Source organism: Streptomyces axinellae, assembly GCF_039532135.1.
GTDB lineage: Bacteria > Actinomycetota > Actinomycetes > Streptomycetales > Streptomycetaceae > Streptomyces > Streptomyces axinellae.
The window spans coordinates 142085-163604 of sequence record NZ_BAAARJ010000018.1; the positions used below are offsets into that span (position 1 = coordinate 142085).

Annotated in this window: 42 protein-coding genes; 4 read left to right on the top strand and 38 right to left on the bottom strand. The window is 68.4% G+C overall.

Annotated elements, in window-relative coordinates:
- Positions 1 to 33: 33 nt before the first annotated feature.
- From ABD339_RS25205 to ABD339_RS25315, 23 genes are all read right to left on the bottom strand, one after another.
- Complete coding sequence (locus tag ABD339_RS25205) at positions 34 to 264, bottom strand: helix-turn-helix domain-containing protein (RefSeq protein WP_344568890.1); 231 nt, start codon at positions 262 to 264, stop codon at positions 34 to 36.
- A 168-nt stretch (positions 265 to 432) separates the two neighbouring features.
- Entirely contained in the window at positions 433 to 1044 is a 612-nt protein-coding gene (locus tag ABD339_RS25210) for a hypothetical protein (protein WP_344568892.1), read from the bottom strand.
- A gap of 132 nt (positions 1045 to 1176) precedes the next feature.
- Complete coding sequence (locus ABD339_RS25215; RefSeq protein ID WP_344568894.1) at positions 1177 to 1533, bottom strand: hypothetical protein; 357 nt, start codon at positions 1531 to 1533, stop codon at positions 1177 to 1179.
- Positions 1530 to 1937, bottom strand: a complete 408-nt coding sequence (locus ABD339_RS25220) for a hypothetical protein (protein ID WP_344568896.1) — start codon at positions 1935 to 1937, stop codon at positions 1530 to 1532. The genes ABD339_RS25215 and ABD339_RS25220 overlap by 4 nt, the downstream gene beginning before the upstream one ends.
- 9 nt (positions 1938 to 1946) lie before the next feature.
- A complete protein-coding gene (locus ABD339_RS25225; protein ID WP_344568898.1) occupies positions 1947 to 2372 on the bottom strand; it encodes an NUDIX domain-containing protein in 426 nt (141 codons plus the stop codon).
- A 9-nt stretch (positions 2373 to 2381) separates the two neighbouring features.
- Complete coding sequence (locus tag ABD339_RS25230) at positions 2382 to 2843, bottom strand: hypothetical protein (protein ID WP_344568899.1); 462 nt, start codon at positions 2841 to 2843, stop codon at positions 2382 to 2384.
- On the bottom strand, positions 2840 to 3040 hold the full coding sequence (locus ABD339_RS25235; RefSeq protein ID WP_344568901.1) for a DUF4236 domain-containing protein: 201 nt from the start codon (positions 3038 to 3040) through the stop codon (positions 2840 to 2842). The genes ABD339_RS25230 and ABD339_RS25235 overlap by 4 nt, the downstream gene beginning before the upstream one ends.
- The gene (locus tag ABD339_RS25240) at positions 3040 to 3303 is read right to left on the bottom strand and encodes a hypothetical protein (protein WP_344568903.1); all 264 of its coding nucleotides are present in this window, start codon (positions 3301 to 3303) and stop codon (positions 3040 to 3042) included. Before ABD339_RS25240 ends, ABD339_RS25235 begins: the two co-directional genes overlap by 1 nt.
- A gap of 199 nt (positions 3304 to 3502) precedes the next feature.
- Positions 3503 to 5506, bottom strand: coding sequence for a plasmid transfer protein TraB (gene traB, locus ABD339_RS25245; protein WP_344568905.1), 2004 nt, complete (start codon positions 5504 to 5506; stop codon positions 3503 to 3505).
- Positions 5507 to 5565: 59 nt separating this feature from the next.
- Positions 5566 to 5712, bottom strand: a complete 147-nt coding sequence (locus ABD339_RS25250; RefSeq protein WP_344568906.1) for a hypothetical protein — start codon at positions 5710 to 5712, stop codon at positions 5566 to 5568.
- Position 5713: 1 nt separating this feature from the next.
- Positions 5714 to 6238 carry a plasmid transfer protein TraA gene (gene traA, locus ABD339_RS25255; RefSeq protein ID WP_344568908.1) on the bottom strand — a complete coding sequence of 175 codons (525 nt, stop codon included), beginning with the start codon at positions 6236 to 6238 and terminating at the stop codon, positions 5714 to 5716.
- A gap of 26 nt (positions 6239 to 6264) precedes the next feature.
- Positions 6265 to 7275 carry a hypothetical protein gene (locus ABD339_RS25260; protein ID WP_344568910.1) on the bottom strand — a complete coding sequence of 337 codons (1011 nt, stop codon included), beginning with the start codon at positions 7273 to 7275 and terminating at the stop codon, positions 6265 to 6267.
- A gap of 10 nt (positions 7276 to 7285) precedes the next feature.
- Entirely contained in the window at positions 7286 to 7468 is a 183-nt protein-coding gene (locus ABD339_RS25265; RefSeq protein ID WP_344568912.1) for a hypothetical protein, read from the bottom strand.
- Between the two features lie 63 nt (positions 7469 to 7531).
- Positions 7532 to 7723 carry a hypothetical protein gene (locus tag ABD339_RS25270; protein WP_344568913.1) on the bottom strand — a complete coding sequence of 64 codons (192 nt, stop codon included), beginning with the start codon at positions 7721 to 7723 and terminating at the stop codon, positions 7532 to 7534.
- The gene (locus ABD339_RS25275) at positions 7723 to 7932 is read right to left on the bottom strand and encodes a hypothetical protein (protein ID WP_344568914.1); all 210 of its coding nucleotides are present in this window, start codon (positions 7930 to 7932) and stop codon (positions 7723 to 7725) included. Before ABD339_RS25275 ends, ABD339_RS25270 begins: the two co-directional genes overlap by 1 nt.
- A 294-nt stretch (positions 7933 to 8226) precedes the next feature.
- Positions 8227 to 8622: a RapZ C-terminal domain-containing protein gene (locus ABD339_RS25280; RefSeq protein ID WP_344568916.1), complete on the bottom strand. Its 396-nt coding sequence runs from the start codon at positions 8620 to 8622 to the stop codon at positions 8227 to 8229.
- Positions 8610 to 8804, bottom strand: coding sequence for a hypothetical protein (locus ABD339_RS25285; RefSeq protein ID WP_344568917.1), 195 nt, complete (start codon positions 8802 to 8804; stop codon positions 8610 to 8612). Before ABD339_RS25285 ends, ABD339_RS25280 begins: the two co-directional genes overlap by 13 nt.
- The gene (locus ABD339_RS25290) at positions 8801 to 9244 is read right to left on the bottom strand and encodes a Pycsar system effector family protein (protein WP_344568921.1); all 444 of its coding nucleotides are present in this window, start codon (positions 9242 to 9244) and stop codon (positions 8801 to 8803) included. The genes ABD339_RS25285 and ABD339_RS25290 overlap by 4 nt, the downstream gene beginning before the upstream one ends.
- A complete protein-coding gene (locus ABD339_RS25295; protein WP_344568923.1) occupies positions 9244 to 9480 on the bottom strand; it encodes a hypothetical protein in 237 nt (78 codons plus the stop codon). The genes ABD339_RS25290 and ABD339_RS25295 overlap by 1 nt, the downstream gene beginning before the upstream one ends.
- Positions 9480 to 9713: a hypothetical protein gene (locus ABD339_RS25300; protein ID WP_344568925.1), complete on the bottom strand. Its 234-nt coding sequence runs from the start codon at positions 9711 to 9713 to the stop codon at positions 9480 to 9482. The genes ABD339_RS25295 and ABD339_RS25300 overlap by 1 nt, the downstream gene beginning before the upstream one ends.
- On the bottom strand, positions 9710 to 10261 hold the full coding sequence (locus tag ABD339_RS25305; protein ID WP_344568927.1) for a hypothetical protein: 552 nt from the start codon (positions 10259 to 10261) through the stop codon (positions 9710 to 9712). The genes ABD339_RS25300 and ABD339_RS25305 overlap by 4 nt, the downstream gene beginning before the upstream one ends.
- A gap of 11 nt (positions 10262 to 10272) precedes the next feature.
- Positions 10273 to 10584 (bottom strand): hypothetical protein, encoded by a 312-nt coding sequence (locus ABD339_RS25310; protein ID WP_344568929.1) that lies wholly within the window; start codon positions 10582 to 10584, stop codon positions 10273 to 10275.
- 68 nt (positions 10585 to 10652) lie between these two features.
- Positions 10653 to 10895, bottom strand: coding sequence for a helix-turn-helix domain-containing protein (locus ABD339_RS25315; RefSeq protein ID WP_344568931.1), 243 nt, complete (start codon positions 10893 to 10895; stop codon positions 10653 to 10655).
- A 151-nt stretch (positions 10896 to 11046) separates the two neighbouring features.
- Here ABD339_RS25315 and ABD339_RS25320 point away from each other — a divergent pair, with 151 nt between their 5' ends.
- The 4 genes from ABD339_RS25320 to ABD339_RS25335 all read left to right on the top strand — a co-directional run bounded on the left by ABD339_RS25320 (position 11047) and on the right by ABD339_RS25335 (position 13786).
- The gene (locus ABD339_RS25320) at positions 11047 to 11586 is read left to right on the top strand and encodes a GntR family transcriptional regulator (protein ID WP_344568933.1); all 540 of its coding nucleotides are present in this window, start codon (positions 11047 to 11049) and stop codon (positions 11584 to 11586) included.
- Position 11587: 1 nt separating this feature from the next.
- Positions 11588 to 12364 carry a GntR family transcriptional regulator gene (locus ABD339_RS25325; protein ID WP_425576085.1) on the top strand — a complete coding sequence of 259 codons (777 nt, stop codon included), beginning with the start codon at positions 11588 to 11590 and terminating at the stop codon, positions 12362 to 12364.
- Between the two features lie 286 nt (positions 12365 to 12650).
- Positions 12651 to 13244, top strand: a complete 594-nt coding sequence (locus ABD339_RS25330; RefSeq protein ID WP_344568935.1) for an HNH endonuclease signature motif containing protein — start codon at positions 12651 to 12653, stop codon at positions 13242 to 13244.
- 143 nt (positions 13245 to 13387) lie between these two features.
- Positions 13388 to 13786 carry a DUF6907 domain-containing protein gene (locus tag ABD339_RS25335; RefSeq protein WP_425576086.1) on the top strand — a complete coding sequence of 133 codons (399 nt, stop codon included), beginning with the start codon at positions 13388 to 13390 and terminating at the stop codon, positions 13784 to 13786.
- Positions 13787 to 13843: 57 nt separating this feature from the next.
- Here ABD339_RS25335 and ABD339_RS25340 read toward each other — a convergent pair whose 3' ends face one another.
- The 15 genes from ABD339_RS25340 to ABD339_RS25410 all read right to left on the bottom strand — a co-directional run bounded on the left by ABD339_RS25340 (position 13844) and on the right by ABD339_RS25410 (position 21492).
- Positions 13844 to 14098, bottom strand: a complete 255-nt coding sequence (locus ABD339_RS25340) for a hypothetical protein (protein ID WP_344568939.1) — start codon at positions 14096 to 14098, stop codon at positions 13844 to 13846.
- Between the two features lie 18 nt (positions 14099 to 14116).
- Positions 14117 to 14401: a hypothetical protein gene (locus ABD339_RS25345; RefSeq protein ID WP_344568941.1), complete on the bottom strand. Its 285-nt coding sequence runs from the start codon at positions 14399 to 14401 to the stop codon at positions 14117 to 14119.
- A gap of 135 nt (positions 14402 to 14536) precedes the next feature.
- Entirely contained in the window at positions 14537 to 14716 is a 180-nt protein-coding gene (locus ABD339_RS25350) for a hypothetical protein (protein WP_344568943.1), read from the bottom strand.
- A gap of 50 nt (positions 14717 to 14766) precedes the next feature.
- Complete coding sequence (locus ABD339_RS25355) at positions 14767 to 14955, bottom strand: hypothetical protein (protein ID WP_344568945.1); 189 nt, start codon at positions 14953 to 14955, stop codon at positions 14767 to 14769.
- Positions 14952 to 15428, bottom strand: coding sequence for a hypothetical protein (locus tag ABD339_RS25360; protein WP_344568947.1), 477 nt, complete (start codon positions 15426 to 15428; stop codon positions 14952 to 14954). The genes ABD339_RS25355 and ABD339_RS25360 overlap by 4 nt, the downstream gene beginning before the upstream one ends.
- Positions 15425 to 16048 carry a hypothetical protein gene (locus tag ABD339_RS25365; protein WP_344568949.1) on the bottom strand — a complete coding sequence of 208 codons (624 nt, stop codon included), beginning with the start codon at positions 16046 to 16048 and terminating at the stop codon, positions 15425 to 15427. The genes ABD339_RS25360 and ABD339_RS25365 overlap by 4 nt, the downstream gene beginning before the upstream one ends.
- Positions 16049 to 16115: 67 nt before the next feature.
- On the bottom strand, positions 16116 to 16313 hold the full coding sequence (locus ABD339_RS25370; RefSeq protein ID WP_344568951.1) for a hypothetical protein: 198 nt from the start codon (positions 16311 to 16313) through the stop codon (positions 16116 to 16118).
- Positions 16310 to 16621 carry a hypothetical protein gene (locus ABD339_RS25375; RefSeq protein ID WP_344568953.1) on the bottom strand — a complete coding sequence of 104 codons (312 nt, stop codon included), beginning with the start codon at positions 16619 to 16621 and terminating at the stop codon, positions 16310 to 16312. The genes ABD339_RS25370 and ABD339_RS25375 overlap by 4 nt, the downstream gene beginning before the upstream one ends.
- Positions 16622 to 16698: 77 nt before the next feature.
- Positions 16699 to 17844: a DNA-methyltransferase gene (locus tag ABD339_RS25380; protein ID WP_425576087.1), complete on the bottom strand. Its 1146-nt coding sequence runs from the start codon at positions 17842 to 17844 to the stop codon at positions 16699 to 16701.
- Positions 17841 to 18092, bottom strand: coding sequence for a LuxR C-terminal-related transcriptional regulator (locus tag ABD339_RS25385; RefSeq protein WP_344568955.1), 252 nt, complete (start codon positions 18090 to 18092; stop codon positions 17841 to 17843). Before ABD339_RS25385 ends, ABD339_RS25380 begins: the two co-directional genes overlap by 4 nt.
- Positions 18092 to 18352, bottom strand: coding sequence for a hypothetical protein (locus ABD339_RS25390; protein WP_344568957.1), 261 nt, complete (start codon positions 18350 to 18352; stop codon positions 18092 to 18094). Before ABD339_RS25390 ends, ABD339_RS25385 begins: the two co-directional genes overlap by 1 nt.
- Positions 18353 to 18399: 47 nt before the next feature.
- On the bottom strand, positions 18400 to 19221 hold the full coding sequence (locus ABD339_RS25395; protein ID WP_344568959.1) for a deazapurine DNA modification protein DpdA family protein: 822 nt from the start codon (positions 19219 to 19221) through the stop codon (positions 18400 to 18402).
- A complete protein-coding gene (locus tag ABD339_RS25400; protein ID WP_344568961.1) occupies positions 19218 to 19727 on the bottom strand; it encodes a VUT family protein in 510 nt (169 codons plus the stop codon). The genes ABD339_RS25395 and ABD339_RS25400 overlap by 4 nt, the downstream gene beginning before the upstream one ends.
- Positions 19724 to 19906 carry a hypothetical protein gene (locus ABD339_RS25405; protein WP_344568963.1) on the bottom strand — a complete coding sequence of 61 codons (183 nt, stop codon included), beginning with the start codon at positions 19904 to 19906 and terminating at the stop codon, positions 19724 to 19726. Before ABD339_RS25405 ends, ABD339_RS25400 begins: the two co-directional genes overlap by 4 nt.
- The gene (locus tag ABD339_RS25410) at positions 19903 to 21492 is read right to left on the bottom strand and encodes a DNA cytosine methyltransferase (protein ID WP_344568965.1); all 1590 of its coding nucleotides are present in this window, start codon (positions 21490 to 21492) and stop codon (positions 19903 to 19905) included. The genes ABD339_RS25405 and ABD339_RS25410 overlap by 4 nt, the downstream gene beginning before the upstream one ends.
- Between the last annotated feature and the right edge of the window lie 28 nt (positions 21493 to 21520).

The window sequence follows — 21520 nt, forward strand, 5'->3', positions numbered from 1 at the left end:
CAGGCCACAGAGGGAAGGGCCGGAGCACCCGAGCTATGCGGCGCGGGGTGCAGTGTGGGGCATTGGCGGGGGCTCGCCGGGCGTGATCTCGCCGGTCCATTCATCGACGGTCCGGGGTGTCATCTCAAGGACGTCGTACCGCACATGGCGGCCGGTGCCGTATCGGCTGATGCGGCCTTCGGAGGCCCACCGCCAGATGGTGCCGACGGGCCGGCCGGTGTAGTGAGCGGCGTCGGATGCGGTGACGAGAGCAGGCACAGCCACCCCCAAGCATGCGAAAAGGCCGCCCAGTTCGGACGGCCTCTCAGAGCGCAATATGTCTAGCTGAGCAGATCATGCCTTCACCGATCACCGCCTGTCAAATGCAGCCCAAGAGCCACGAAGGTGGCCCCCGTCGAGCTGGGGGCTCGGCGGGGGCCGCAGGGGTGGCGGTTAGCGGATGGTGACGTTGGCTTCGGGGTAGGTGTCGGCCCCGTCGTTGCCGTACTGCAACGACACCACGATCTTGTTGCCGTACTTCTTGTCGAGAACCCAGTCCTCGGTCTTCGTCGCGGTCACCCCGGGGGCGAGCCGGCCACCAATCTCCGCAGCATCGTCGGACGAGTCGAAGACGGTCGTTGCGGCCTCCCCGCCGTTGGTGGCGCCCTCCACGAACAGGGAGAAGTCGTCCAGTTTCACCGGGGCCTTGCCCTTGTTGGTGAACTTGATGTGCAGCCGGAACGGCGTCTCGCCTGGCTCGGCCTCCGACGCCGCGACCTTCTCCGCCCGCACCACGGTCACGGCCAGCTTGTCGGGGAACGTGAACGACTCTCCCGCCCGCAACGGCTTCGACGGGTCCTGCATGCCTGCGTCGTCGCCACACAGCTCGGTCCAGTCGGCCTGGGACAGCTCCGAGCCCTTTCCGCAGTCGGCCGTCTTGTCGCCGGTGGCCGGCTTCGGTTGGCCGTGCTTCGACGGCACGTCGGCCTCGCCGGTGCCGCTATCGGATGTGCAGGCCGCCGCCGCGAACGGCAGCACGCTGGCGGCCACAGCAGCCACAGTCATGGTTCGAAGATTCATGTTTCCCCCCTGTTGAAAAGCCGGACCGTACCGGGACCGCGATCGGCCGGGTAGGGCCGGACGGCCCCGGTACAGTGCGGACACCGCCCCTCCCGCTAACCCCGGGAGGGGCGGACCTCACTTCTTGTCGAGCAGTCCCCAGTCGATGGGCCCGCGTTCCATGGCGGGCCGCCCCAAGGACTTGATCCAGTACCAGTGGAACGGGAACCGCCCCACACCCAGCTCCATGAGCGCGACCGCTCGGTGGTGGCCGTCGCCCACGTACCAGTCCTGCGGGTAGCGGTCGCTGACGCCGATCTGGATCGGCTCCAGCCGCCCGGCGCGGATCTTCTCCATCCACTCCTCGACACCGGCTTGGTGTATTGGCTTCCGCGCGAAGTACCGCTTGGCGTCGGCCCAGTCGCGGTGCTCGATCGGCACCACCCGGCCTTGTGTCAGCAGCCGCGTCTCCATCTGGCCAGTCCACGGGCTCACGCAGCCGCCTCCTCGCGCGGCCACGTGACGACCATCGCGTCGGGTGACGTGGTCAGCGGGTCCGGCTTGTCGAACGGCGCCTCGACGACTTCCTCGTGGTGGCCGTCGCAGTCCAGGAGCCGGGCGCGCATCCGGTCGGGCTGGTGGGCGACGTGGCCGGCCAGGTCCATCTGCCCGACGGGCAGCGTGGCCTCTCGGGCCACTTGGACGGCCACCTGGTGCACGGTGTCGTCCTGACCGCACACCAGCAGGCCCGCCTCGGTGTGCCAGCCGTAGGGGTCGCCGTCGCCGTAGCCGAGGGCGTACTGGACAGCCTCCTCACGGGTCGGCAGGTGCATCGTTGTGTCCTCCTCGTCGTACTCGGCGCCGCACACACTGCACACGGCCACATAGCACTGGCCCATCACGCCTCCTCAGCGGCTGGCGAGGCGTGACGCGGCCTGCACGATCTCGCCGTGGTCGAACGCCAGGCTTCCCGGGGTCTCCAGCGGCAGCCACTGCACAGCCACGGCGTCGGTCCCGGACTGGGCTGTGGTGTCGGCCGGGACGCGGGCCATATAGGCGTAGGTGACGTAGTGCCCGCGAGGGTCCCGACCTGGGGCGTCCCACCGACCGAGGTAGGTCAGGTCAGCCGGGGCCACGCGGACGCCGGTCTCCTCCAGCAGTTCCCGCGCTGCCGCCTGTTCGGGCCCCTCTCCGGGGTCCACGTGTCCGCCTGGCAGGGCCTTGTGCCCCTTGAACGGGTCCCAGCCGCGCTCGATGAACAGGGCGCGCCCATCAGGCCGGACGGCCACCACGTCGGCCGTGTAGTGGACCATCTCGGACGTGTTCTCGGTCATGACGTCTCCTCAGTGGTTGTTGGTGCGGGCCCACACACCGCGGGTGCTGGAGTGGCGCTGGTCCTGGTGGACCGGACCCGTGTAGTGGTGGTGGTGCTCGACGGGCATCGCTTCGGCGGTTTCCTTGGCGTGGCGGAGGACCCGGGTAAGAGCCAGCAGCAAGGCGGGCGGCGCCCCCGCAATCAGGCCGACGACTACCGGATCGGCGTTCCCCGACGCCCACAGGATCCCGGTCGCCGCCCCGCCCACGGCCACGGTCAGCGCACTCCCAGCGAGCATGAGCGCGCTCGCGTCCGTCGCGCGCTGCGACATGGGCGGCCGGCCCGGCTGCGGCACCGGCGGCGTCGGGCCGAACTCGGGCGGCTTCGTCTCGTCCCGGTACCGGGACGGCGTCGCCTCGGCGAGAGCCTCCTCGACCGCGTTGGCGAGACCATGCGCCGCAGCCCGCGCATCTGACGCCGGCGCGGTCACGAGTCCCTCCGGCGGCTGCTGGTGTGCCGCCAGCCGAAAGGGCCCGGCAGATCCATCGACGTGGTACGGCGCCCAGTCGAGTTGTAGGTGCGCTTGGGGCCGTTGGCCGGGCCGACCGTTATCGACCACGAGCGGCGGTTCAGGTTCAAGCGGATGCCCGGCAGGATCCGGATGCTGCGGCGAAAGGTGATCGGCATCAGGCACCGTCCCCGAGGCTGGCTTCCAGGCTGTCGAGGGTGCGCTTCGTGTTGATCTGCTCGATCAGGCCGGACAGGTCCATGGAGACCGTGAGGGCCACGGGTGTCGATTCTTTGACCTTGTGGCGCTTCATGCTGTTTCCGGGCACGAGCGTCGCCAGGTGGGCGTCCATCAGGTCGATGGCGGCCATCAGTGTGTTCTTGGCTTCCTCGGCGGTTGAGGCAGTCCAGGTGTAGCGGGGCGGGTTGAATTCCTGCTCCATGGCGAGTCTCCTTCGGTAGGTTTTGTGATGGTTTGTGCCGACTGACAGGGCTGGGGGTGTCAGGGCGGGGTGTCAGAGGGGTGTCAGCTCGCGCGCACACACGCGTTGACCTAAAGAAACGGCGGCCCAGAGGGGGTCTGACACCCCGGCTGACATGTCAGAAGGTGTCAGCCGGGTGTCACCGCAGGTCAGGCAGGTGTCAGGCAGCGGCGAGCGCGGGGTACAGCAGCTTGTACGTGCCGGCCGTGTCGGTCTCCTCCAGGTGGAGGCCATCGTCCGCGAGGGCGGTGAGCTTCTCGGAGATCCAGGGCCTGCTCTTGCCGATGCGCCCTTCCCTGCCGTAGGGCTGGAAGTGCTTGGGCCCGACCTCTTCGAGGCCCTGCTCGCGGTACTCGTCGAGCATCTTCATCAGCTCGGCAAGGGCCTCGTCCTGCGATTTCTCCTTGATGGGTTCGGCCCGGGCGAACTGCCACTTCTCCTTCGGCTTCTCGATCTCTTTGTCGGGGTCGATGCCAGTCAGGTCGTCGGCACCTTCGTCGTCGCCGATGCGGGCGTCGATGTCCCGGTTGATCTGCCGCTCCAGCAACTGCTCCTCGTCGGCGGCCTTCTGCGTGTCGTGCTGCTCCTTGCCCATCACGATCCTTTCGGTGTCAGCGGTGGTCACAGGCGTGTCAGCGTCGTATCGGGTCCGGTTCGCATACGCCTCACCAGCGGCGGTCGCGGTGACCGAGTCGGCCGAGGTCCGGGGCGCGTCGGCGAGGACAGCGGAGATCTCGTCATCGCTGGGCGGGTCGAAGGTGCGGGCCTTCATCGCGTACCGCTCCTCGTCGATCCCGGGCGCCACCAGATAGTTGTAGCCGGGCCGCCGGTTCTCCCACGCCTCCGGCCGGGCGCCCGCATCACGCACGTCGTCGGGCAGGGCCATGTCGGCGGTGGTGCCGTTCTTGACGCCGAAGCAGAAGGCGCCGCCGAGCTGTTCCCGCACGTCAGTGGGCATACTCTTCGCGCTCGGCCGCTGGAGGCTGATGATGACCGAGATCCCAGCGGAACGGGCCTCCATGACGAGACCTTCCAGTTCGGCGCCCTCGCGGAAGAACTTGGCCGCCTCCTCGATCCACACGACCATGTAGGGCATGCCGAGCTGAGCGAAGGCATCCGGTGACCAGTTCTTGAATCCTGCGTCTCCGAGTGCGTCGGCGCGGGCGGTGATGACCTGAGACAGGGCGTCGATCATCGCTTCGCCTCCGGCAATGGTCATCTCTGCCCAGTCCAGGTAGGGCAGGAAGGGCGCGAACGTCTGCTTTCCCTTTGATGGGTCAACAGCCCACACGATGCCGTCGGTCCTGGTCAGGGCTTCTAGGATGCCGATACCGATACCGACGGACTTACCGGAGCCGTTCATGCCAGCGGCGAGGAAGTGCGTCGCGTTACGGCCGGTCTTACTGTCGTGGGGGAACCAGAACTGTTCCGGATCGCCGTCCTCGTAGCGGCCCACAACGATCGGCTCGGTGATGGAGCCGCCCATCGAGGACGGGCCCGGCCACGGCGCCTTCTCGGTGAGCATGTCCTTGGGGACGAAGATGAACTCGCCTTCGCTAGCGTTCTCAGGGTCGCCTTTGATGCGGATCGAGTTCGGGGAGATGCCCAGCTCAGAGGCGATTTGAGTGATTCGGTTCCCGAGGTCGGGGTTGGCCATCTCGCCGGGTGTCAGCTTGTACGGGGCGGTGACCTTGTTCGGCTCGACTGTCGGCGCGCCCCGCAGCTTGGCCTTGGCCTTGCCGAGGGACTTCTCCAGCAGCCCCGTCTCCCCCGCCACCTGTTCGCCCTTGGCTTCGGGGTTGACGCGAAGTGTTTTGCGAACGTTCCAGCTTGCGGCGAGCGTCGCACCGCCGATGGCCAGCCACGACAGCTGGGTGCCACCGAGCGGGTCGGTGAACGTTGCGACGGTCAGGTAGCAGGTGGCCGCCGCTGTCGTCGCGGTGGCGTGGAGCCGGCGGGCCTCCTTCGTGTCCTTCCCGGCCCACCAGGTGGCGGCGGTCAGGGCACCGGAAGCGATGGTCATGCCCATGGCGGCGATGGGCTGGTCGGCCCATGCAAGGTGGGCGGCGAATGTTGCGGGCACCTCGCCAACGAGGGCCAGCCACGGCCGAGCATGGGGGCTCTTCAGAGCCTTCCATGCGTCGTGCTTCGGGGTGTCAGCCACGGAACTCTCCAGGTGTCAGAACAGGTGTCAGCGAGGTGTCACCGCAGATCAGAGGGGTGTCAGCCCAGTTGGGCTTGGACCAGCAGGTAGAGGACGAACAGAACCCCGGCGATCATGAGCCCGTCGCCGACCAGGACGTAGAACTGGAACCGGAGCCACACCGCGAACACGAGCGCGGCCCCGGCAGCCACGTAGAGGTCGAGCACGTCACCGCCAGCCGAAACGGGCCTGTGGCTTCTGCTGCGACCGCCCCTTGCCGATCTTCATCAGCTCGGCCTCGTACTCACGCTCAAACGCCGAGTACAAGGCGCTGTACCACTTCGCGATCAGCTTCTCGGCCTGCGCGATCCGGTTCAGCCACCGCACCACCCGACGGGCGCGGGCACGGGCACCCGACATCGACCCGGTGACGTCCGGGATGTTCCGCAGCCTGCCCTCCAGCATCTCCGCGTCCAGCGACCGCTCCACCGCACGCTGCCGGGCCTTCTTCCGCCCGTCCTCACAGAACTTCTGGATGTCCTCGTTCGACATGAAGTCCCCTCCGGGCGGACCCTTCGGCCCCTGCTGGGCCTGACCACCCCCCTTCACGATGTTGATGGTGAGCGCGCCATTCAGCGACGGAGTCAGGTTGCGGGTCTTGTTCACGTGCTTCGGCTGGGCCGCTTTCGTCGGCTTCGGCACGAACGCCGGCGGCGACACCGGACGGGGCGGGGCAGTTCCATTCACAGCCACGAGGGCTCCTCTCACAGATGGGATTGTCAGGCGGTCTTGGTCTCGTTGGTGAGCGCCCGCACGTTGTCCGTGCCGAGCGCGGCAAGCGCCGGCTCATCGCGCTCAATGGCGTCTCGGACGCGCTGTATCGTCGGCCGCGACACGTCCTTCTCGGCGAGCTTCTCGGCGACAAGGACGTCGCGGATCTCGGTCCACTCCGGGCGGCGCCCAAGCTCGTCGTACAGGCGGCGGGCACGCTCACGGCGACGGGCCGACAGGTTCTTCGACGCGCTCGCCGTGGCGCTCTTCTTCGGCTTCTTCTGAGCGCGCTCACGACGCTCAGAAGAAGGCTTCCGAGCGCGCTCACTTTGGGGACGCTCAGGGCGCTCATCCTGGCGCTCATCGGGCTCCCCTGATGAGCGCTCATCAGGGCGCTCATACTTGCTGTCGTGAGCGCGCTCGCGTGGCTCCTCGATGAGCGCCTTCGGCTGCACCAACGGACGCTCACCGGCGGCCTCCGGAGTGCGCTCGACCGGCGACTCTCGACGCTCACAGCGAGGGGCACTCATGCGGTGGATACGCCACATCACGAACGGCGCGATCGCAGCCACACCGACGATGAGCCACCACTCAGGACGCCCCCCGCCGCTCACCCCGAACAAGCCAGCAGCAGCCAGGTGATAGACGGCGTTCGCGAACACCATCAGCCCGAGAGCCGGAGCCACATCGCGGTGACGGCGGAACGCCTGCACCACATACACGTCGATCGACACCGGCAGCAGCCACGCCAGCTCCCGCGCCCACCCGGCCAGCTCGGCGAGCGCGAACTCGCCCGACGCGGTCAGGCCGATCGTCGCCGCCAGAGCAACACGCAGAGACCAACCGTCAAAGCCGGGCTTCTCCTTCGCCAGCGCCGACCCGGCTTGGAGGTCGCGCACCTGCTGCTCCAGGTCCGCGATCCGCCGCACATCCTCCGGACGCGACTCAGGCCCGACCGGAGCCGACGGCACCGGAGCCTCTATCGGCTGCCACTCACCGAGAGTCGGCAGGCTGGTCATGGACGTCCTCTCAGTGGTTGAGGTTCTTCTTCGCCTTGCTGACCCGGTCCTGGGCCTTGAGGTTCTGCTGGCCGGCGGGCGAGTCGATATCGACGTAGCCCAGCTCGCCCCGGTTGACCGGGTCGCTCGCGAGGGCCTTCTTCGCGGCCTGGTACTCGCGCTCCTCCGGGCTGTCGCCCTTGCGTCCGAACATGGATGCCTCCTCCTTGGTTGGTGGTCCGGTCTGTCCGGCACGGCCGGGCGGATCGGGCAACCGTCAGCGACGGCTGATTCGGTCGATCTCAAGCGCCTCCGCGAGCAGTCGCCCGGCGGTCGGTCGCGAATGCTGGTCCTCACAGTTCTCCGCCCACGACTGGTGGGGGTGGCAGGTCACACGGTCGTCCGGATGCATTCCGGACTCTTCTCGGGCGTCATCCCGAGCCAGTGCGGCGGCCAGCTTCTTATTCATCAGTCCTCCTCAGTGACGAACGGCAGCTCGGTGAGCACCCCGCTCGGATCGGTGTGGATCTCGCAGTCGTCCCCGAAGCAGTCGAGGCGGTGGCCGTAAGGCGTGTCAGCCACCTTCATCGGGGTGCCGCAGTGCTTCGGGGGGTCGGTGAGGTCGACTCGGTCGCCCTTGTCGAGGTCGCTACCGCGGTGCGGGATGGTCGTGTACATCGGCTCTCCTCTCCGGCGCCGGACCCGTTGTCCGGCCCCACCACGCCCGCCGGTACCTTCTTCGGCGATTACCGAAAAAGCCTGGTCAGGTGCCGGTTGGCGCAGAAGGGTCGGATCAGCTGGCCTTCACGCCGAGGCGACGCCGGACACGAGTGCCTTCGAGGTCATCGCGGGCCCGCTCATTCCGCGGGCCCGTACCGACACGGCACTCCCCCGGACTGGTCGAACCCAGGGGCTTCTCAGGCGGAGACAAGATCTCCTCACCCCGTGACGTGCGCTCAGGCCACCAGCCCATCAGCGGCCTCCCCGCTCAATGACGGGCAGTCGGACATCGCGGTGCCTCACGCGAACATCGACGCCGCGCAACTTCCGCACCCGGGCAGCGACCTCGATCGCCACCACCACTGACCTGTGCCGGCCGCCCGCACAACCCACGGCGATACGAGTCGGCAGCTCAGGGGCACCAACCAGGTAGCCCGAGGCCACCCCGGCCAGAGCGTCGATCAGCGGCGGGACACCGGGAGTGCGGATCACCGTGGCCCGCACCTCCTCATCCAGGCCCGTCAGCTCCCGCAGCGCGGGAGACACGTGCGGATCGCGGAAGTGCTTCCGCAGATCCACCACCAACTCCGCACGCGGCACACGGGCGTGCAGGAAACCGAACGACACAACCTCGATCACCGCGACCACCCCCGCACCGGAGCAGGAGCAAACACCAGACGGACCAGCGTGACGGCCAAACCAGCACCCACCATGACGGGCGACTGCACCGACCACACCACGGCCGACACGACCGCCTGGGCCAGACCCGGAACCAGCACCAGCAGCAGGCCAGCCAGGAACAGCGCAGCCCTCGCAGCAGGACGCATCACGCCATCACCCCCGCGACCAGCGCGGCCACAGCCAGCGGACCGCCAGTACCGAGAGTGAGATTCACCGCGACCTGAAGGCCACGCATCTTCGCCACAACGATCCCCGACAGGGCCACCGTGTGAGCGGCCGTGCAGTCCACCGCCAACTCGTCGGCCAACTGCTCAGGGGTCAACGTGGCCCAGTGCGGGAATCCCACCCGGTTCGCAGTCGGGGAGATCCGGGGCCGCACCACCAGCAGAAGCAGCACAACCGACGCCAGCAGCATCAGCACCGCCACCCCACCGGCGAAGCGGGCCGCCGTCGGCACCCACGGCTGGGCACCTACCGACCACAGGCCGGCCAGCGCCACACCGTTGAACGCCAGCAGCAGTGACGCCTTCGTGTCCGTGCGGGCAATCTCCGCCTTCACCTCAGCCTTCGCTGCCTGGAGCGCGCCCATCACCGACCACCCGCCTTCCGGATGGCGTCGAGCACGGTCTCCGTCAGCTCGGCGGGCAGCAGGCCCTTATCGATCGCCGCCAGAACGGCGAACTGCCGCGCGATCCGCTCACGGCCCTCCATGAGGCGGCGGTCATCACCCGCCAGGCGCCCGCGATCGGCACCCCAGTAACACTTCTCGTTCGTCTCGGCCGACTTCCGCAGCAGCGCAGCAGCGTCTTCTAGGTAGTGGGACATCACCGACCACCCGCCTGGGGGCGCGGCATCGCCCGGCACGACTCGGCATGCGACTGCGCCCGGTCGCGCACCTCGTACTCGTTGGAGTCGTCGAAGGTCTCAGGGCAGCTGCGGCACACCAGCTCGTACCGCCAATAGGTGTCCTCTCCCTTGTCGATCACATCGACGGTCGCCCCGGCGACGGTCAAATAGCGGGCGATCACACCCTCCGGCCAGGTGCTGATGTCGCTCACGCCGCCACCCCCTCGGGCCCGCTCCGGCGGGCAACCTCGGCAGCCACAGCAGCCAGCTCACGCAGGTCACCCCACGTTCGGCCACGCCGCTCAGCCCACGACGCCGCGTTCGCGTAGTCCGCGCCCGTGCGGGACTTCAGCACCATCTCCAGCACCTTGCTGGTGGCGCTCCACGAATCCGTGTCACCCACCCGGTGCAGGGCGTAGCCGAACGTCATCGGACCGTGGCCCGACCCGGCGAAGTCCTTCAGCGCCCAGACGGCCGCGCGCAGGATCTGCCGCACCGACGATGCCTCCGACAGGTCATCCACCGGATTCGAAGCGCCCCCGGTCTGGGCCTCACGCCAGGTGCGGACCCAGCCGGCCCGCTCCAGCAGGGCGAACGTGGCTGCCAGATGCTCGATCACCTGCTCCCCGGTGATCTGCTCGCCCGAGAGGCCACGCCACACGATGTCAGACCGCCACGACGACTCGATCAACTCCACCGTCGCGCTGACCTCAGCCTCCAGCCGAGACGACAACGGCAACAGAGACTCGACCTTCTTCACCACCGCCCCACTCACGCCGCCACCCCCCAGTCCTCGACCTGGGCGCCGAACAGTTCAACCGCGTGCAGTTCATCGAACAGCGGCGCCTCATCCGGGTGGGCGTCGTCATAGCGCTTCGCCTCAGCCAGCAGCCGAAGCTCATCCGACCAAACACCCGTCCGGCGAACCGCGATGTAGTCCGTGATCAGGTCGGCGCGGTAGGCGGCATCCGCATCCGCCACCGACGTAGTGGCGCGACGGCGAGAGGCAAGATCCGACACCGACGCGGCATCCGCATCAGACAGAGGAGAAGTGGGGGTGAGGTTGGTGACTGTACTGTTCATGTTGGTCCCTCCTAGGGGGATCAAGGCCCCGGCCAGCGGTTGCGTCGCTCGGTCGGGGCCGCCTTGTTTTAGGCGGCAGCGTTGAGGGCGGGTTCGATGACTGGTCCTCGGCGGAGTCGGTCGGCGATGACGTACTCCGGGATGCGGATCTCGCTGCCGCGCTTCCGGCTGCCTTCTACGGGCTCGCGGCCGTACCGGACGACGGTGATCTCTCCGGCTTCGATCCACCGATAGAGCGTCGAGACGTGCACGCCGAGCGCCGTTGCTGCCTCCTTCGCGGAGAGCGTCGGCAGTCTCTGAGGAAGCGCCACGGTGATCCTCCAATCCCTTCGTCGAGCTTTCGCAACTTGATTGCCTTTCGTGAAAGCTAGCACGGTTCTCGCTCCGGGAGGAAGGGGGCACCTAATCGCTAATCTGGAAGAGCAGCCAGATTCGATCGCCAGTAGTAGCGAGGAGACCCGTGTGAGCAGCGGAAACTGGGTCAGCGTCTCGGCCCTATACGTCACCCCAACTGACCGAAATTCGCCGGACGCGTGGACCGCCGAGGCGGCGACGCGGGGGCGGCGCGGCACGAACCGGATCATCCACGCGGGCACCGTCGCGGCACCGCAGTTCGTTGCCCGATCCTTCGGCCTGCCCGACGACGCCGAGGTGATCGCGCGGCGGCGCTTGGTACTCCTGGATGACGAACCCATCGAGGTCGCGACCTCGTACTACCCGATAGAGATCGCAGCGGATACCGCGCTGGCCGACCTCGGCAAGATTCGAGGCGGAGCGATCCGCCTCCTGGCTGACCTCGGGCACACCGCGCATCGCGTCGTTGAGGAGGTCACATCCCGCACCCCCTCCCCAGTGGAGGGCGACGCCCTTCTACTCGCCAGCGACGAGCCAGTGCTGGTGATCGAACGCGTCAGCTTCAACGCCGACGGAGCACCCTTCCAAGCCGAGGTCATGGCAGCCCCCGCCAAGATCCGGCGCCTCCGCTACGAAATGGACGTGTGACGTGCCAAGAATTCCGGGCCGTTCCCCGGGCGAAGCCCTCGACCCTCGCCCTCTACACGAGCGCATCGCAACAGACCTGCGCCGCGAAATCCTCGCCGGCGACCTCCCCGCCGGAGGGAAACTGCCGTCTACCGAGCAGCTGAAGAAGCGGTTCGACGCCGCCAGCGCCAGCGTGCAGAAGGCCGTCCGCCTCCTGAAGGACGAGGGGCTCGTGCACGGCCGACCAGGCGCACAGGTCACAGTGCTCGAATCCCGTCGCGACACGATGCGCCCAGCCGCGTACTCCCAGCCCGCCGAGGCGGGACACGCCTACCGGTGGCTGACCGAAGCCAAACGGCAGGGGAAGCAGGCGAGCATCCAACTGCTCGATGTCGAGGAAGTTCGGCCACCGCGCGATGTTGCCGACGCGATGGGGCTCAGCGAGGGCGAGCGAGCCCTGCTGCGCATGCAGTTGCTCAGTTTCGACCCCGACCCGTGCGAGCTGGTGAAGTCGTACTACCCGCTGGAACTGGCGCAGGGCACGGCGATGATGCAGAAGCGGAAGATCAAGGGCGGCACCCCAACACTCCTTGCGGACCTCGGGTATCCGCCTCGGCGGACCGTTGACACGGTGTCGGCGGAGGAACCCACGAACGAGGAGTACGAGTCGCTGCTCCTGCCCCGCCAGGTGCCCGTACTCCGAACTTTGCGCGTCGTCTTCAGCGACGAGGACCGCGTGATCGAGGCGACCGTCATGGCGAAGGCCGGCCATCTCTACTCGCTGCAATACGAGTTCTGACCTGCCGCAATGCCGCACCCCGTCTCGTCGAGGCGGGGTGCTTTCGCATCTGTCGCGGCATCCGCACTTCCCACCATTCACAAATAGCGATATGGTTACCCCGCCTGCCGCGCCACTCCAGGGTGGCGCCGCAGGCGCACGCCATAAGGAGGTTCGCTTGACTGGTGGAACCTGTTCGGATTGCGCCTCTGCGGTAAGCAAGCTGAGCCGAGGGCGGTGTCGCAACTGCTACGCCCGCTGGCGGAAAGCGCAGAAGCGAGCAGGCATTGAAGTACGCCGCCCTTCCGTGATCGAGCGGCTGGAAGCACGGATGTCGCAGCAAGAGGACGGCTGCGTTCGTTGGACGGGGTACGTGAGCCAACTCGGGTACGGCGCGTTCTCGGTGAACGGTCAGAGGGTCCTGGCGCACCGGTTCGTCTACGAGCTGATCGTCGGTCCCATCCCGGATGGCTACCACATAGATCACCTGTGCCACAACAGGGACGAGTCGTGTGAGGGAGGGAACGAGTGCCTGCACAGGAGGTGCGTCAATCCAGATCACCTGGAGCCGGTCACCGTCCTGGAGAACCTTCGACGCTCCCCGCATACCCCTTACGGCAAGCCGCCCAAGACGGCATGCATCCATGGGCACGCACTCACCGACGACAACGTGTACGTGTTCCGAAGTGGTGTCCGCAAGTGCAAGCGATGCACTGAGGAGCAACAGAAGGAGAGATACCGCAAGGCCCATCCGCCGAAGCCCGAACGACGGTTCTGCGGAAAGGGGCACGAGATGACTGAGGAGAACACCTACCGGTACGGCAACCGGAGGATCTGTCGTCAGTGCCGCCGGGACGCAGACAAGGCCGCATATTGGCGCACCCGACAGGTCAGCGAGTGAGCTGCATGACCGAGTCGGGGCGGCTTCTCGGGCCTGCACAGCACAACGGCCGGGCGTGTGGCAACACGAACCCGGCCGCTGGAAACCAGCAGGTTGCCCCCTGCTGATCAAGAAGTCCCAACTCTCACGAAAGGACTGCTCCCATGAGGGTAGCGCCTGCAAGTCTTAAGAGTCACCCTGAGACCCCTGACCAGCATGTTCGTCTCCGTCCGGCCCTGGTGAACGGTGCCCCCCTGCGCCTGGAATGTCCCGACTGGTGTTCGGTGGATCATGTGGCGGCGGATCCGTTCCATCTCGCGGATGTCTTCCACGCGTCGGACCAGATCGCCCTGCCCGCTCCGGCGGGCCGGAGCACGGAGGATGTGCTGGTGGCTTGGCTGACCGAGTACCCATTCGTCGATGGCGGGGGTCCGGTGCTCGCGTTGGATGCGGCTGGGGATGAGACGGCCGAGCTGTCCGCCGGGGCGGCTCTGGCGTTCGCGGATCAACTGGTGGCGCACGCGGGGGCTCTGCGGCAGCTGGCGGCGAGGGTGTCCGCCTGATCCTGCACATGACGAAACCCCCGGCCGCTTCTGCGGTCGGGGGTTTCGTGTTGCGGGTTAGTCGAGGTGTTCGATGCTGCGGATGTAGACGCGTTGGATGGGTGGCGCATCGATGATCAGCAGGGTGATGGCGGTGTGCTGGAGTGTGAGCGTGCGCTCTACGTCGTGGTCCTGGCCGTTGATGGGCCGGGTGTGCCGGTGCGGGTCTTCGATGATTTCGAAGAGGGCGAGGGTGAGTTCCTCGCGGGCGGCGGCGGGGAGACTGTCCCAGATGGCGGTGACGGTCTCGTCGTAGTGACGGAGCTTGTACACCCTGTAGAGGGTGTCAGGTCAGGCGGCGCCGCGTGTCCGGATTCGGGCGGCTTCTTCGATGATCTGGTCGGTGATGTCGAGGGAGCGTTCAGCGGGGCCTTCGCCGGCGTGTTCGCGGGCGATGATCTGGCCGTTGCCTTGGAGGGATACGAGCCGGTTTTTGGCGATGCGTTCCCATTTGGCGAAGACGTGAAGAAGTTCATGGGCTGGGGCTTTGTTGATTTCGCTGAGGAAGCGTTGCGCCAGGTCAGGGTCATGGAGGGCGTCGCGGATGCTTTCGATGGTCCACGGCTGGTCTGTCATTGCCGCGCCTCCCGCCTTGATCAATTCACGTTTGGTGATTCCACAACGAGACACGAGGTTAGCGCGGGGGTGGGGTGTGGCGCATGGGTGTGGGCACATGCAGGGAGGCCCCCACCGGGATGGCGGGGGCATGTGTCATTCCTCCGGCCGCGCGTAGATCCACACGCTGTACGTTCCGTCCGCGGTGGGTTGGGGTTCGCTGGGTCCGCTGCCGCCGGTGAGTATGGCGATCGTGTAGGCGGTGCGCTGGGCGAGCTGGGGGTCGGTGGCTTCGATGGTGATGCGGACATGGCCGTCGCGGTCGAGTGGCTGCATGGGTCGCGAGACGAGTGGGGCCCCCGCCGGGTTGCTGGCAGGGGCCGGGTTCACTCGCAGGTGTGGATGCGGACGGTGAGGGTGCGGCCCCAGGTGTGGAGTTCGTCGGTGTCGCCGCCGCAGTTTTTGGTGAGGCAGACGGTGTGGATCTCACGCATGGCACGGCGGGGCGGTTTGGGGTCGCCGATGCCGAGTTCCCGCTCGAGGCGTTCGATCTTCGCGTAGTCGGGACGGCTCACGGCGTGTCCTCCTTGTGCCGTTCAAAGGCGTCGCGGATGGCGGTGTCGTGGGCGAGGCAGCGGACGCAGTCGGTGTGCCAGTCGTCGTGACCGTGTTCGTGTTCGTCGGCGAGCTGGTCGAGGACGGCCTCGAGCGGGTGGGGGACGCGCCAGCCCCTGCCGGCTCGGCTGCACGCGGGGCAGATGCCGATGGCCCGCTGCCCGGGGCCGGTGTGGGTGGGATCGGGGATGCTGTCGCCCCACTGGTGCCCGCCCGAGTAGCGGCCGCAGAGGATGCACGGCAGCCAGTACAGCCTGTGGCGCTGGGCGTGCCGTCGGTGGATCCACGTCCAGGCTTGGGGCAGGTGCCGTATCCACTGCCCGGTGGTGGGGCCACTAGTGGACAGGGGCGGGGTCATGCGCAGCCGCCGGTACCAGAGGCGTTCGAGGAGGGTGAGGGGCCGCTGCGTCAAGGTGACGGTGAAGCGCGTCATGCCACGGCCCTTTCCGCGAGGGGGAGCTGTCGCAACTCGGTCCACCCGTATTGGGTGCCGCATTTGCAGCGCCGTCCGGGGGTGTCGAGGGTGATGCGCATGGTGGCGTCGCACAGGGTGCAGACGACGGTGACGCGGCGGGCCGGGGGCTCGCCGGACACCTGGGCCTTGCACGCGCCTACCACGTCCCGTACTTCGGCGAACAGTTCGCGGAACGCCTCATGGTTCTCGGCGGCCCAGGGGAGGAGGATGCGGAGTCGGCTGACGGCCTGGTCGAGCTGGCCCTGCAGACCGCCCTCCCAGCGCGGGTGTTGCCAGCCCAGGTACTCGTGGAAGTCCACCAGCCAGGTCTGGAGGATGGTCACCACTCCCCCGCGGCTCGCAAGGCTGAGCGGCTCCAGCCGTATCGGGAGGGGTGCGGTGCGGCTGCCGGAGACGCGGGCCCCTCCGCCGGTGGTGCCGGGGTGGAGGACGGTGGCGAGCTGGGCGTACAGCCCGCCAGGGCCGGCGAGTTCGCGCAGCAGCTGGTCGAGGCGGCGAACGCAGGCTCCGCATGCCTGGTGTCCGAGTTCGTCCTGCCACAGGGGCTGTTGGCAGACGGTGCAGGTGGTGGTGTCCATCGGGTGCTCCTGTCGCGCGGGTGGTACGGCGGGTGCGGGGCCCGGCCGGTGGGGCGGCCGGACGGGGTTACAGCTGGCTCCTGTTGAGGTGTTGTGCGAGGTGTTCGCTGTACATTGCGAGGGCTGCGCCGATCTGTCGGCCCCAGCCGTGGGGGTCGTTGGGGCGGCCTGCGGCGTCCCATTCCTCGCCGAGGTCTTGGAGGGTGTTCCAGTAGGCGCGGCAGGAGTCGCAGCTCGTGGTGATCTCCTGCCGGGCCCACGTCATGTCGTCTCCTGGTTGATGTGGCGGGCGATGGTGAGGGCGTGCCCGTAGTGGTGTTCGACGAGGTCGCGGACGGCCTCGGGGCGCTGGTATCCGACGGGGGCTGGGTCCGACCATGTGCGGGTTGCGAGCCAGCGAGTGCCGTCCCATGCGGGCAGGTGCTCGGCGAGTTGCTCGGCTTCGGCGTCGAGCCAGGCGGCGAGCGGCATGGCGAGGTCTGGGTCGATGGCGATCTCCAGTCCGGGGTGACGGTGCGGATTGCGCAGTTGGAACGCGGCGGCCCGGATTTCGTCGGCGGGGTTGTCGGTCATGCAGATGTCTCCTCGGCGTGGTGTGTGAGGCTGGGGCTGGGCCCGCCCCGGTAGCGTCGGGGCGGGCTGCTTGCTGGTCATGCGGGCTCGGCGAAGAGGCCCAGCTCGCGGGGCTTGGCGAGGCGTGTACGGCACAGTTCGGCGTATGGTTCGTCCCGCTCGATGCCGATGGCCCGCAGGTCTTCGAGCACGGCGGCTTCCAACGTCGCGCCGCTCCCGGCGAAGGGGTCGAGCGCCTTCCCGCCGGGTGGAGTGACGAGGCGCACCAGCCACCGCATGAGCCCCAGGGGCTTCACCGTGGGGTGGGTGGTGCCGTCCGGCAGCCGAGGCCGCTCAGAAGAGGGGGCCTTCGGCGCGTACCGGAACACGGGAAAGAACCGGGAAGCGCCGCCGTGGTCGGAGTACTCAGCTCCGGTGGCGGTCATGCCCCAGCCGTCACCAGCCGCCGCTCCGCGGGGCTTCCCGATACGGCTGACGGTGACACCGCTCTGCCCGTCCATATCAGCCACGGGGCAGCCAGGCACGCATCCGTCAGCGCACGCATCCCCGATCGGGGCGCCGTGCTCGTCGAGCAGCGGCGGATGCGTCAGGACGACGTTCGTCGGCCAACGGCCCGCCGAGTGGGCTGAGTCTTCGCGGACGCCGGTCCATTCGCCGTAGGCGTCACCGTTGCGGTTGGAGTCCAGGTTGACGACTGAAGCGCACTTGTCGCGGTAGTCCTGGCCGGCCTCGGTTCGGCAAGCATCAATGTTGAGTGCGCCGGTGCCATGTCTGGCGACGTTCGCCCCAACAGTTCCGGCGAGCGGCTTCCGGGCGAGGACGACCGGTTCGTGAGCCGGTTTGAGAGCCGTGCCCCACCCGGCATGGTCGCCGTCGAGGTTCAACGACTTGGGGAAACCACTGCCGTAGATCCAGTGCAGCGAGTCGCGGATCTCGAATCCGGCGTCCTCGATGGCGACGGCCATGCGGTGGTAGGTGCGGGTGCCGCCGAATGCGGCGAGGTGTCCGCCGGGCTTGAGGACGCGGAGGCAGTCGCGCCAGAGGTCGACGTTGTAGGCGATGCCTGTGCGGTCCCAGGTGCGGCCCATCAGGCCGAGTTCGTAGGGCGGGTCGGTGACGATCGCATCGACCGAGGCGTCGGGGAGCGTGGGGAGGATGTCCAGGCTGTCGCCGTGGTGCAGCGTGATCTGGTCGTCGCTGTAGTAGGGCCCGGTCATGGTCATGCTGCGGCCTCCTGTCGGGTTGGGGTGATGTCGGCGGGGGTGATAAGCCCGGTGGCCATGGCGAGGGCGACGAGGTGTGTGCGGGAGTGGGCGCCGACCGATCGGGCGGCCTGGTTCAGGCGGAGGTGGATGCCTTGCTCGCTGGTGCCGAGCCGGGTGGCGATCTGCCGGGCGGTCAGGCCGTTGGCGGCGAGGAGCAGCGCCTCGTACTGCCCGTCGGACAGCCGGCCGTCCAGGACCCGGGGCATCACGCGGCCCCGTCGTTGAGGGCGCGAGTGGTGGGGCAGGGCCAGGTGCCGCATCCGGCGGTGCACCCGCCGAGGGCGTCAGCGCCCGTGTGAGGACCTGAGACGGTCTCGGAGGTCTCCGTGTCCGCCGGAGAGGCTGCGGGGCCGTCAGGCGCCCGCGTGGGCCCCGTGGCGGCGGGGTGCAGGTCGTATCCGGGGCCGCTGTGCGTGACCGCATCCATCAGACGGTCCGTCCAGCGGCGCGGCTCGTGCTCGGTCATTGGCCCTCCTCGGGCTGGTAGTTGGCGATGTCGGGGGCCTACGGCGGTTAGGCGGCGATCTCGTTGCCCACGTCGAGCAGCGACAGTTGGCGGGGCGCGGTCATGCCAGCCTCGATCGCGGCAAGCACCCGCTGGCGCCATGCGAGGGCGAAACGCAAGCAGTTCGCCTCGTTCAGGTGCGGGCCACGCGAGGCCGGGAAGCGGAAAGCGCAGTCGGGGGCCGGGGTTCTGCGTCCTGCAGCTGCCCAGGCCATGGAGTCCGCGGACGGCATGAGGTGCGCTACCCGCCGCAGGCCGTCGATCTTGAAGCCGAAGCCGTGCAGCGCAATGCCGTGCGCAGCGATGCGCTCTACGAGCGACGCGGCGTCTTCGGTGCCTTGCCGACGGCAGACGGACCCGATGCCGACCAGGGGCAGGCTCCGGAGGTCGATTCCGGCCCGGTCGTACATGTCGATGTGCTGCTCGTACTCGGCCGGGGTCCAGCCCTGGAGGACGGGGATGATCGGCAGCGTGTCGTCGATGGCGCGCAGGTCGAGGTAGGAGCCGATGGTGCGGGCCTGGTGCTCAGCCACGCTCAGCCCGGTCTTGGCGATGATCCACGGCTCGCACATCCAGTCCTGCGGCGCCGCCCAGTCGATGCCGATCGCGTCGCGGTAGCGGGCGACCTGCCCCGCGTACTGGCGAGGCGTGGGCCCGTTCTCCCAGGAGCCACGATCGCTTAGCTCGCTGAAGCCGGCGCTATCGACGGCAACCGGGCCTTCAGCGGGATAGAGGTTCTTGATCTTCGATAGGGGCCGGTTGGAGATGAACAGCGGAACGCCGGTGTACTTCATGAACGCTGGCGGCCCGCCGAGGTAGAAGCGGGTCATCCGGCCACCGCCGTCCGCCTGCGCTGGATAGTGCCGATCACTGCGATCGCGAGCAGGGTCATCCAGGCTTTGCCGACCAGCTGGCCCGGCAGGAAGGCCAGCGATCCGAAGGCCAGCCACAGGAACACCAGGCTGTCCGCCAGCAGGCCCACAGCGCTGGATGCGGCCATCGCCACGAGCAGGCCCCGTCGCCTGAGCGGCTCGTACACGGCAAAGTCCAGCGTCTCCGACAGGGCGAACGCTGCGGTGGAGGCGACAGCCAGCGCCGGGGTGGCCAGCAGCCACGACAGCACCGCACCCGCGGCGATGGCGGCGAGGACGGCGGCGCGTCCGGCAGCCTCCCGGGCCAGATCCCTCAGGACCAGGGCGAGGCCGACCATCCACACGCCGGCCGGGGCCAGCAGTCCGGGGCCTACGGGCACGGCCCCGTAGTGGGCGACGGCCCAGTTCGCGGCGGGGATGGTGGCGATGTAGGCGGCGAGCAGAACGACAGCACGCACGTTCATCGGGTCTCCTTGGGCTGGTAGTTGGCGATGTCGGGCAGGTCGTGGATGCGGGGGATGCGGCCGAGACGGATCGCAAGCTGCGCCAGACGAGTACGGCGGCGCCGACGCGGCGGGTTGGCGGGGAGTTCGCCGCAGCCCGGCAGCATCGGCGCCGAACCGGGGGCAGGCCGGGCGGTCACGCGGCCATGCCGATCTCGCTCTGCGGTTCGGCATGCCGCTCGATGTCCTCGCCGGTGATGGCCTCGACGAGGGCGCACAGGAGGACCTCGGCAGCGTTCGGGGTGACGGCGTTTCCGTACTGCCTCACGCGTTCCCGCTTGGAGCCGAGCACCGTGTAGTCGTCGGCGAAGCTCATGGCCCGCCCGATCTCGTGCGGCTCCAGCATCCGGAAGTGGACGTCTTCGATGGCCGGCTGGCCGTGGACCATGGCGTACCGGTCCCGAGTCGTCAGCGCACCTACTGGCTCGGTCACCGGTCGGGGGGTGCCGTTGCCGTAGTACGGGACCAGCATGTGCTCGGCGACGTGTTGCGGGGTGACGAGCCCGTGGTGGTTCCCGGACGCCGTCACCGTGGCGAGGGACTCGGCCACCGAACGAGCGACGGAGCCGCCGCCACGTAGCTCTGCGATGAACGGCAGCCACGCCAGGCCGGTCTCGTTGCGGGCGGTCTGGGCTCGCAGCGGCCGGTGCGCGTCGGTGGCGACCTTCCCGTCGCGGCCCTCGACCGGGACCATCAGCGGCGGGATCGCGAGGGCGTCGTTCTCGCGGGTGGTGCGGGCCGGCATCGGGTCGAGGACGCTGCTGGCCGCGTTCCGCCAGGTGCCCCCGGCGGGGACCATCATCGGCTGCGCGAACCGCTTCAGGCCCTCTTCGATGCGCTTCATCGTCTTGTCGGCGAGGGGCTTGGCGCGGTCTCCGATGCGCTGCCCGGGGATCGACCAGTCGATTGCCGCCAGGGCGGGGAGCGCCTCGGGCTCCACCACACTGTTGCGGCAGCTGGTGTTGGGGCACCGGTACACGTACTGGCTGCGGTAGCGGCCCATGTCCCGGCCCGGGGCCTTCCACGACTGGATCGCCTGCACCGGCCCGCACGTGTCGCACACGGCGCGGGGCCGCAGCCACTTGTCCCAGTCGGGGGTGCGGCCGAGGGACTCGTGCCAGTAGCCGACGTACAGGCGGTCGCGGGACTGCGGCGCGGCGTGCACCGATCGCGGGTTGGCGTGCATCGAGTTGAGGGCGATGACGCGGGTCTTGTAGCCAAGCTTGTGGATCTCGCCGATCCACCGGTCCCAGTCGGTCCAGGCGCGAACGTCGGTGACGTTCTCGACGATGCCGGCCTTGACGAGGCCGCCGCGCTCTATGACGCCGCGCAGGTACAGCGGCACCTCCTCCATGAGGGCGCGGGACTCCTCCTCGGCGGTGGGCTCCTCTTCGTCCTGGGCGGCGAGGAGCGAGAACAGGTCGCCCTGCATGGCGTTGTCGAAGGATCGCTTGCGGCCTTTGGCCACCGACCAGTTGGTGCACTCCGGGGACGCCCAGAAAATGTCGGTGACGGGCCAGTCCCACACCGGGGCCTTGCGGATGTCGCCCTGGTAGTGGTCGGTAGAGGGGAAGTTCGCGGCGTGCGACTCGATCGCCCGGATCCAGTGGTTCGCCGCGCGCTCCACCCGCACCCCGGGCACGGCGTGGGCGCCCTGCGAGCTGCCGCCAGCACCACAAAACCAGTCCATAACGGTCAGCGCGTCGTTGTCGTTGCGGAACATCATGCGGCTTCTCCTTCGGCTCGGATCTGGG

What these genes read in the sequence shown, in the direction of transcription:
- ABD339_RS25210 (WP_344568892.1), bottom strand. Translation starts at nt 1,044, where the DNA reads ATGACTGTGGCTGCTGTGGCCGCCAGCGTGCTGCCGTTCGCGGCGGCG.
- ABD339_RS25220 (WP_344568896.1), bottom strand. Translation starts at nt 1,937, where the DNA reads ATGGGCCAGTGCTATGTGGCCGTGTGCAGTGTGTGCGGCGCCGAGTAC.
- ABD339_RS25225 (WP_344568898.1), bottom strand. Translation starts at nt 2,372, where the DNA reads ATGACCGAGAACACGTCCGAGATGGTCCACTACACGGCCGACGTGGTG.
- ABD339_RS25235 (WP_344568901.1), bottom strand. Translation starts at nt 3,040, where the DNA reads ATGCCGATCACCTTTCGCCGCAGCATCCGGATCCTGCCGGGCATCCGC.
- ABD339_RS25240 (WP_344568903.1), bottom strand. Translation starts at nt 3,303, where the DNA reads ATGGAGCAGGAATTCAACCCGCCCCGCTACACCTGGACTGCCTCAACC.
- ABD339_RS25260 (WP_344568910.1), bottom strand. Translation starts at nt 7,275, where the DNA reads ATGACCAGCCTGCCGACTCTCGGTGAGTGGCAGCCGATAGAGGCTCCG.
- ABD339_RS25265 (WP_344568912.1), bottom strand. Translation starts at nt 7,468, where the DNA reads ATGTTCGGACGCAAGGGCGACAGCCCGGAGGAGCGCGAGTACCAGGCC.
- ABD339_RS25270 (WP_344568913.1), bottom strand. Translation starts at nt 7,723, where the DNA reads ATGAATAAGAAGCTGGCCGCCGCACTGGCTCGGGATGACGCCCGAGAA.
- ABD339_RS25275 (WP_344568914.1), bottom strand. Translation starts at nt 7,932, where the DNA reads ATGTACACGACCATCCCGCACCGCGGTAGCGACCTCGACAAGGGCGAC.
- ABD339_RS25290 (WP_344568921.1), bottom strand. Translation starts at nt 9,244, where the DNA reads ATGGGCGCGCTCCAGGCAGCGAAGGCTGAGGTGAAGGCGGAGATTGCC.
- ABD339_RS25295 (WP_344568923.1), bottom strand. Translation starts at nt 9,480, where the DNA reads ATGTCCCACTACCTAGAAGACGCTGCTGCGCTGCTGCGGAAGTCGGCC.
- ABD339_RS25310 (WP_344568929.1), bottom strand. Translation starts at nt 10,584, where the DNA reads ATGAACAGTACAGTCACCAACCTCACCCCCACTTCTCCTCTGTCTGAT.
- ABD339_RS25335 (WP_425576086.1), top strand. Translation starts at nt 13,388, where the DNA reads ATGAGGGTAGCGCCTGCAAGTCTTAAGAGTCACCCTGAGACCCCTGAC.
- ABD339_RS25345 (WP_344568941.1), bottom strand. Translation starts at nt 14,401, where the DNA reads ATGACAGACCAGCCGTGGACCATCGAAAGCATCCGCGACGCCCTCCAT.
- ABD339_RS25350 (WP_344568943.1), bottom strand. Translation starts at nt 14,716, where the DNA reads ATGCAGCCACTCGACCGCGACGGCCATGTCCGCATCACCATCGAAGCC.
- ABD339_RS25360 (WP_344568947.1), bottom strand. Translation starts at nt 15,428, where the DNA reads ATGACGCGCTTCACCGTCACCTTGACGCAGCGGCCCCTCACCCTCCTC.
- ABD339_RS25365 (WP_344568949.1), bottom strand. Translation starts at nt 16,048, where the DNA reads ATGGACACCACCACCTGCACCGTCTGCCAACAGCCCCTGTGGCAGGAC.
- ABD339_RS25370 (WP_344568951.1), bottom strand. Translation starts at nt 16,313, where the DNA reads ATGACGTGGGCCCGGCAGGAGATCACCACGAGCTGCGACTCCTGCCGC.
- ABD339_RS25375 (WP_344568953.1), bottom strand. Translation starts at nt 16,621, where the DNA reads ATGACCGACAACCCCGCCGACGAAATCCGGGCCGCCGCGTTCCAACTG.
- ABD339_RS25380 (WP_425576087.1), bottom strand. Translation starts at nt 17,844, where the DNA reads ATGACCATGACCGGGCCCTACTACAGCGACGACCAGATCACGCTGCAC.
- ABD339_RS25385 (WP_344568955.1), bottom strand. Translation starts at nt 18,092, where the DNA reads ATGCCCCGGGTCCTGGACGGCCGGCTGTCCGACGGGCAGTACGAGGCG.
- ABD339_RS25390 (WP_344568957.1), bottom strand. Translation starts at nt 18,352, where the DNA reads ATGACCGAGCACGAGCCGCGCCGCTGGACGGACCGTCTGATGGATGCG.
- ABD339_RS25395 (WP_344568959.1), bottom strand. Translation starts at nt 19,221, where the DNA reads ATGACCCGCTTCTACCTCGGCGGGCCGCCAGCGTTCATGAAGTACACC.
- ABD339_RS25400 (WP_344568961.1), bottom strand. Translation starts at nt 19,727, where the DNA reads ATGAACGTGCGTGCTGTCGTTCTGCTCGCCGCCTACATCGCCACCATC.
- ABD339_RS25410 (WP_344568965.1), bottom strand. Translation starts at nt 21,492, where the DNA reads ATGATGTTCCGCAACGACAACGACGCGCTGACCGTTATGGACTGGTTT.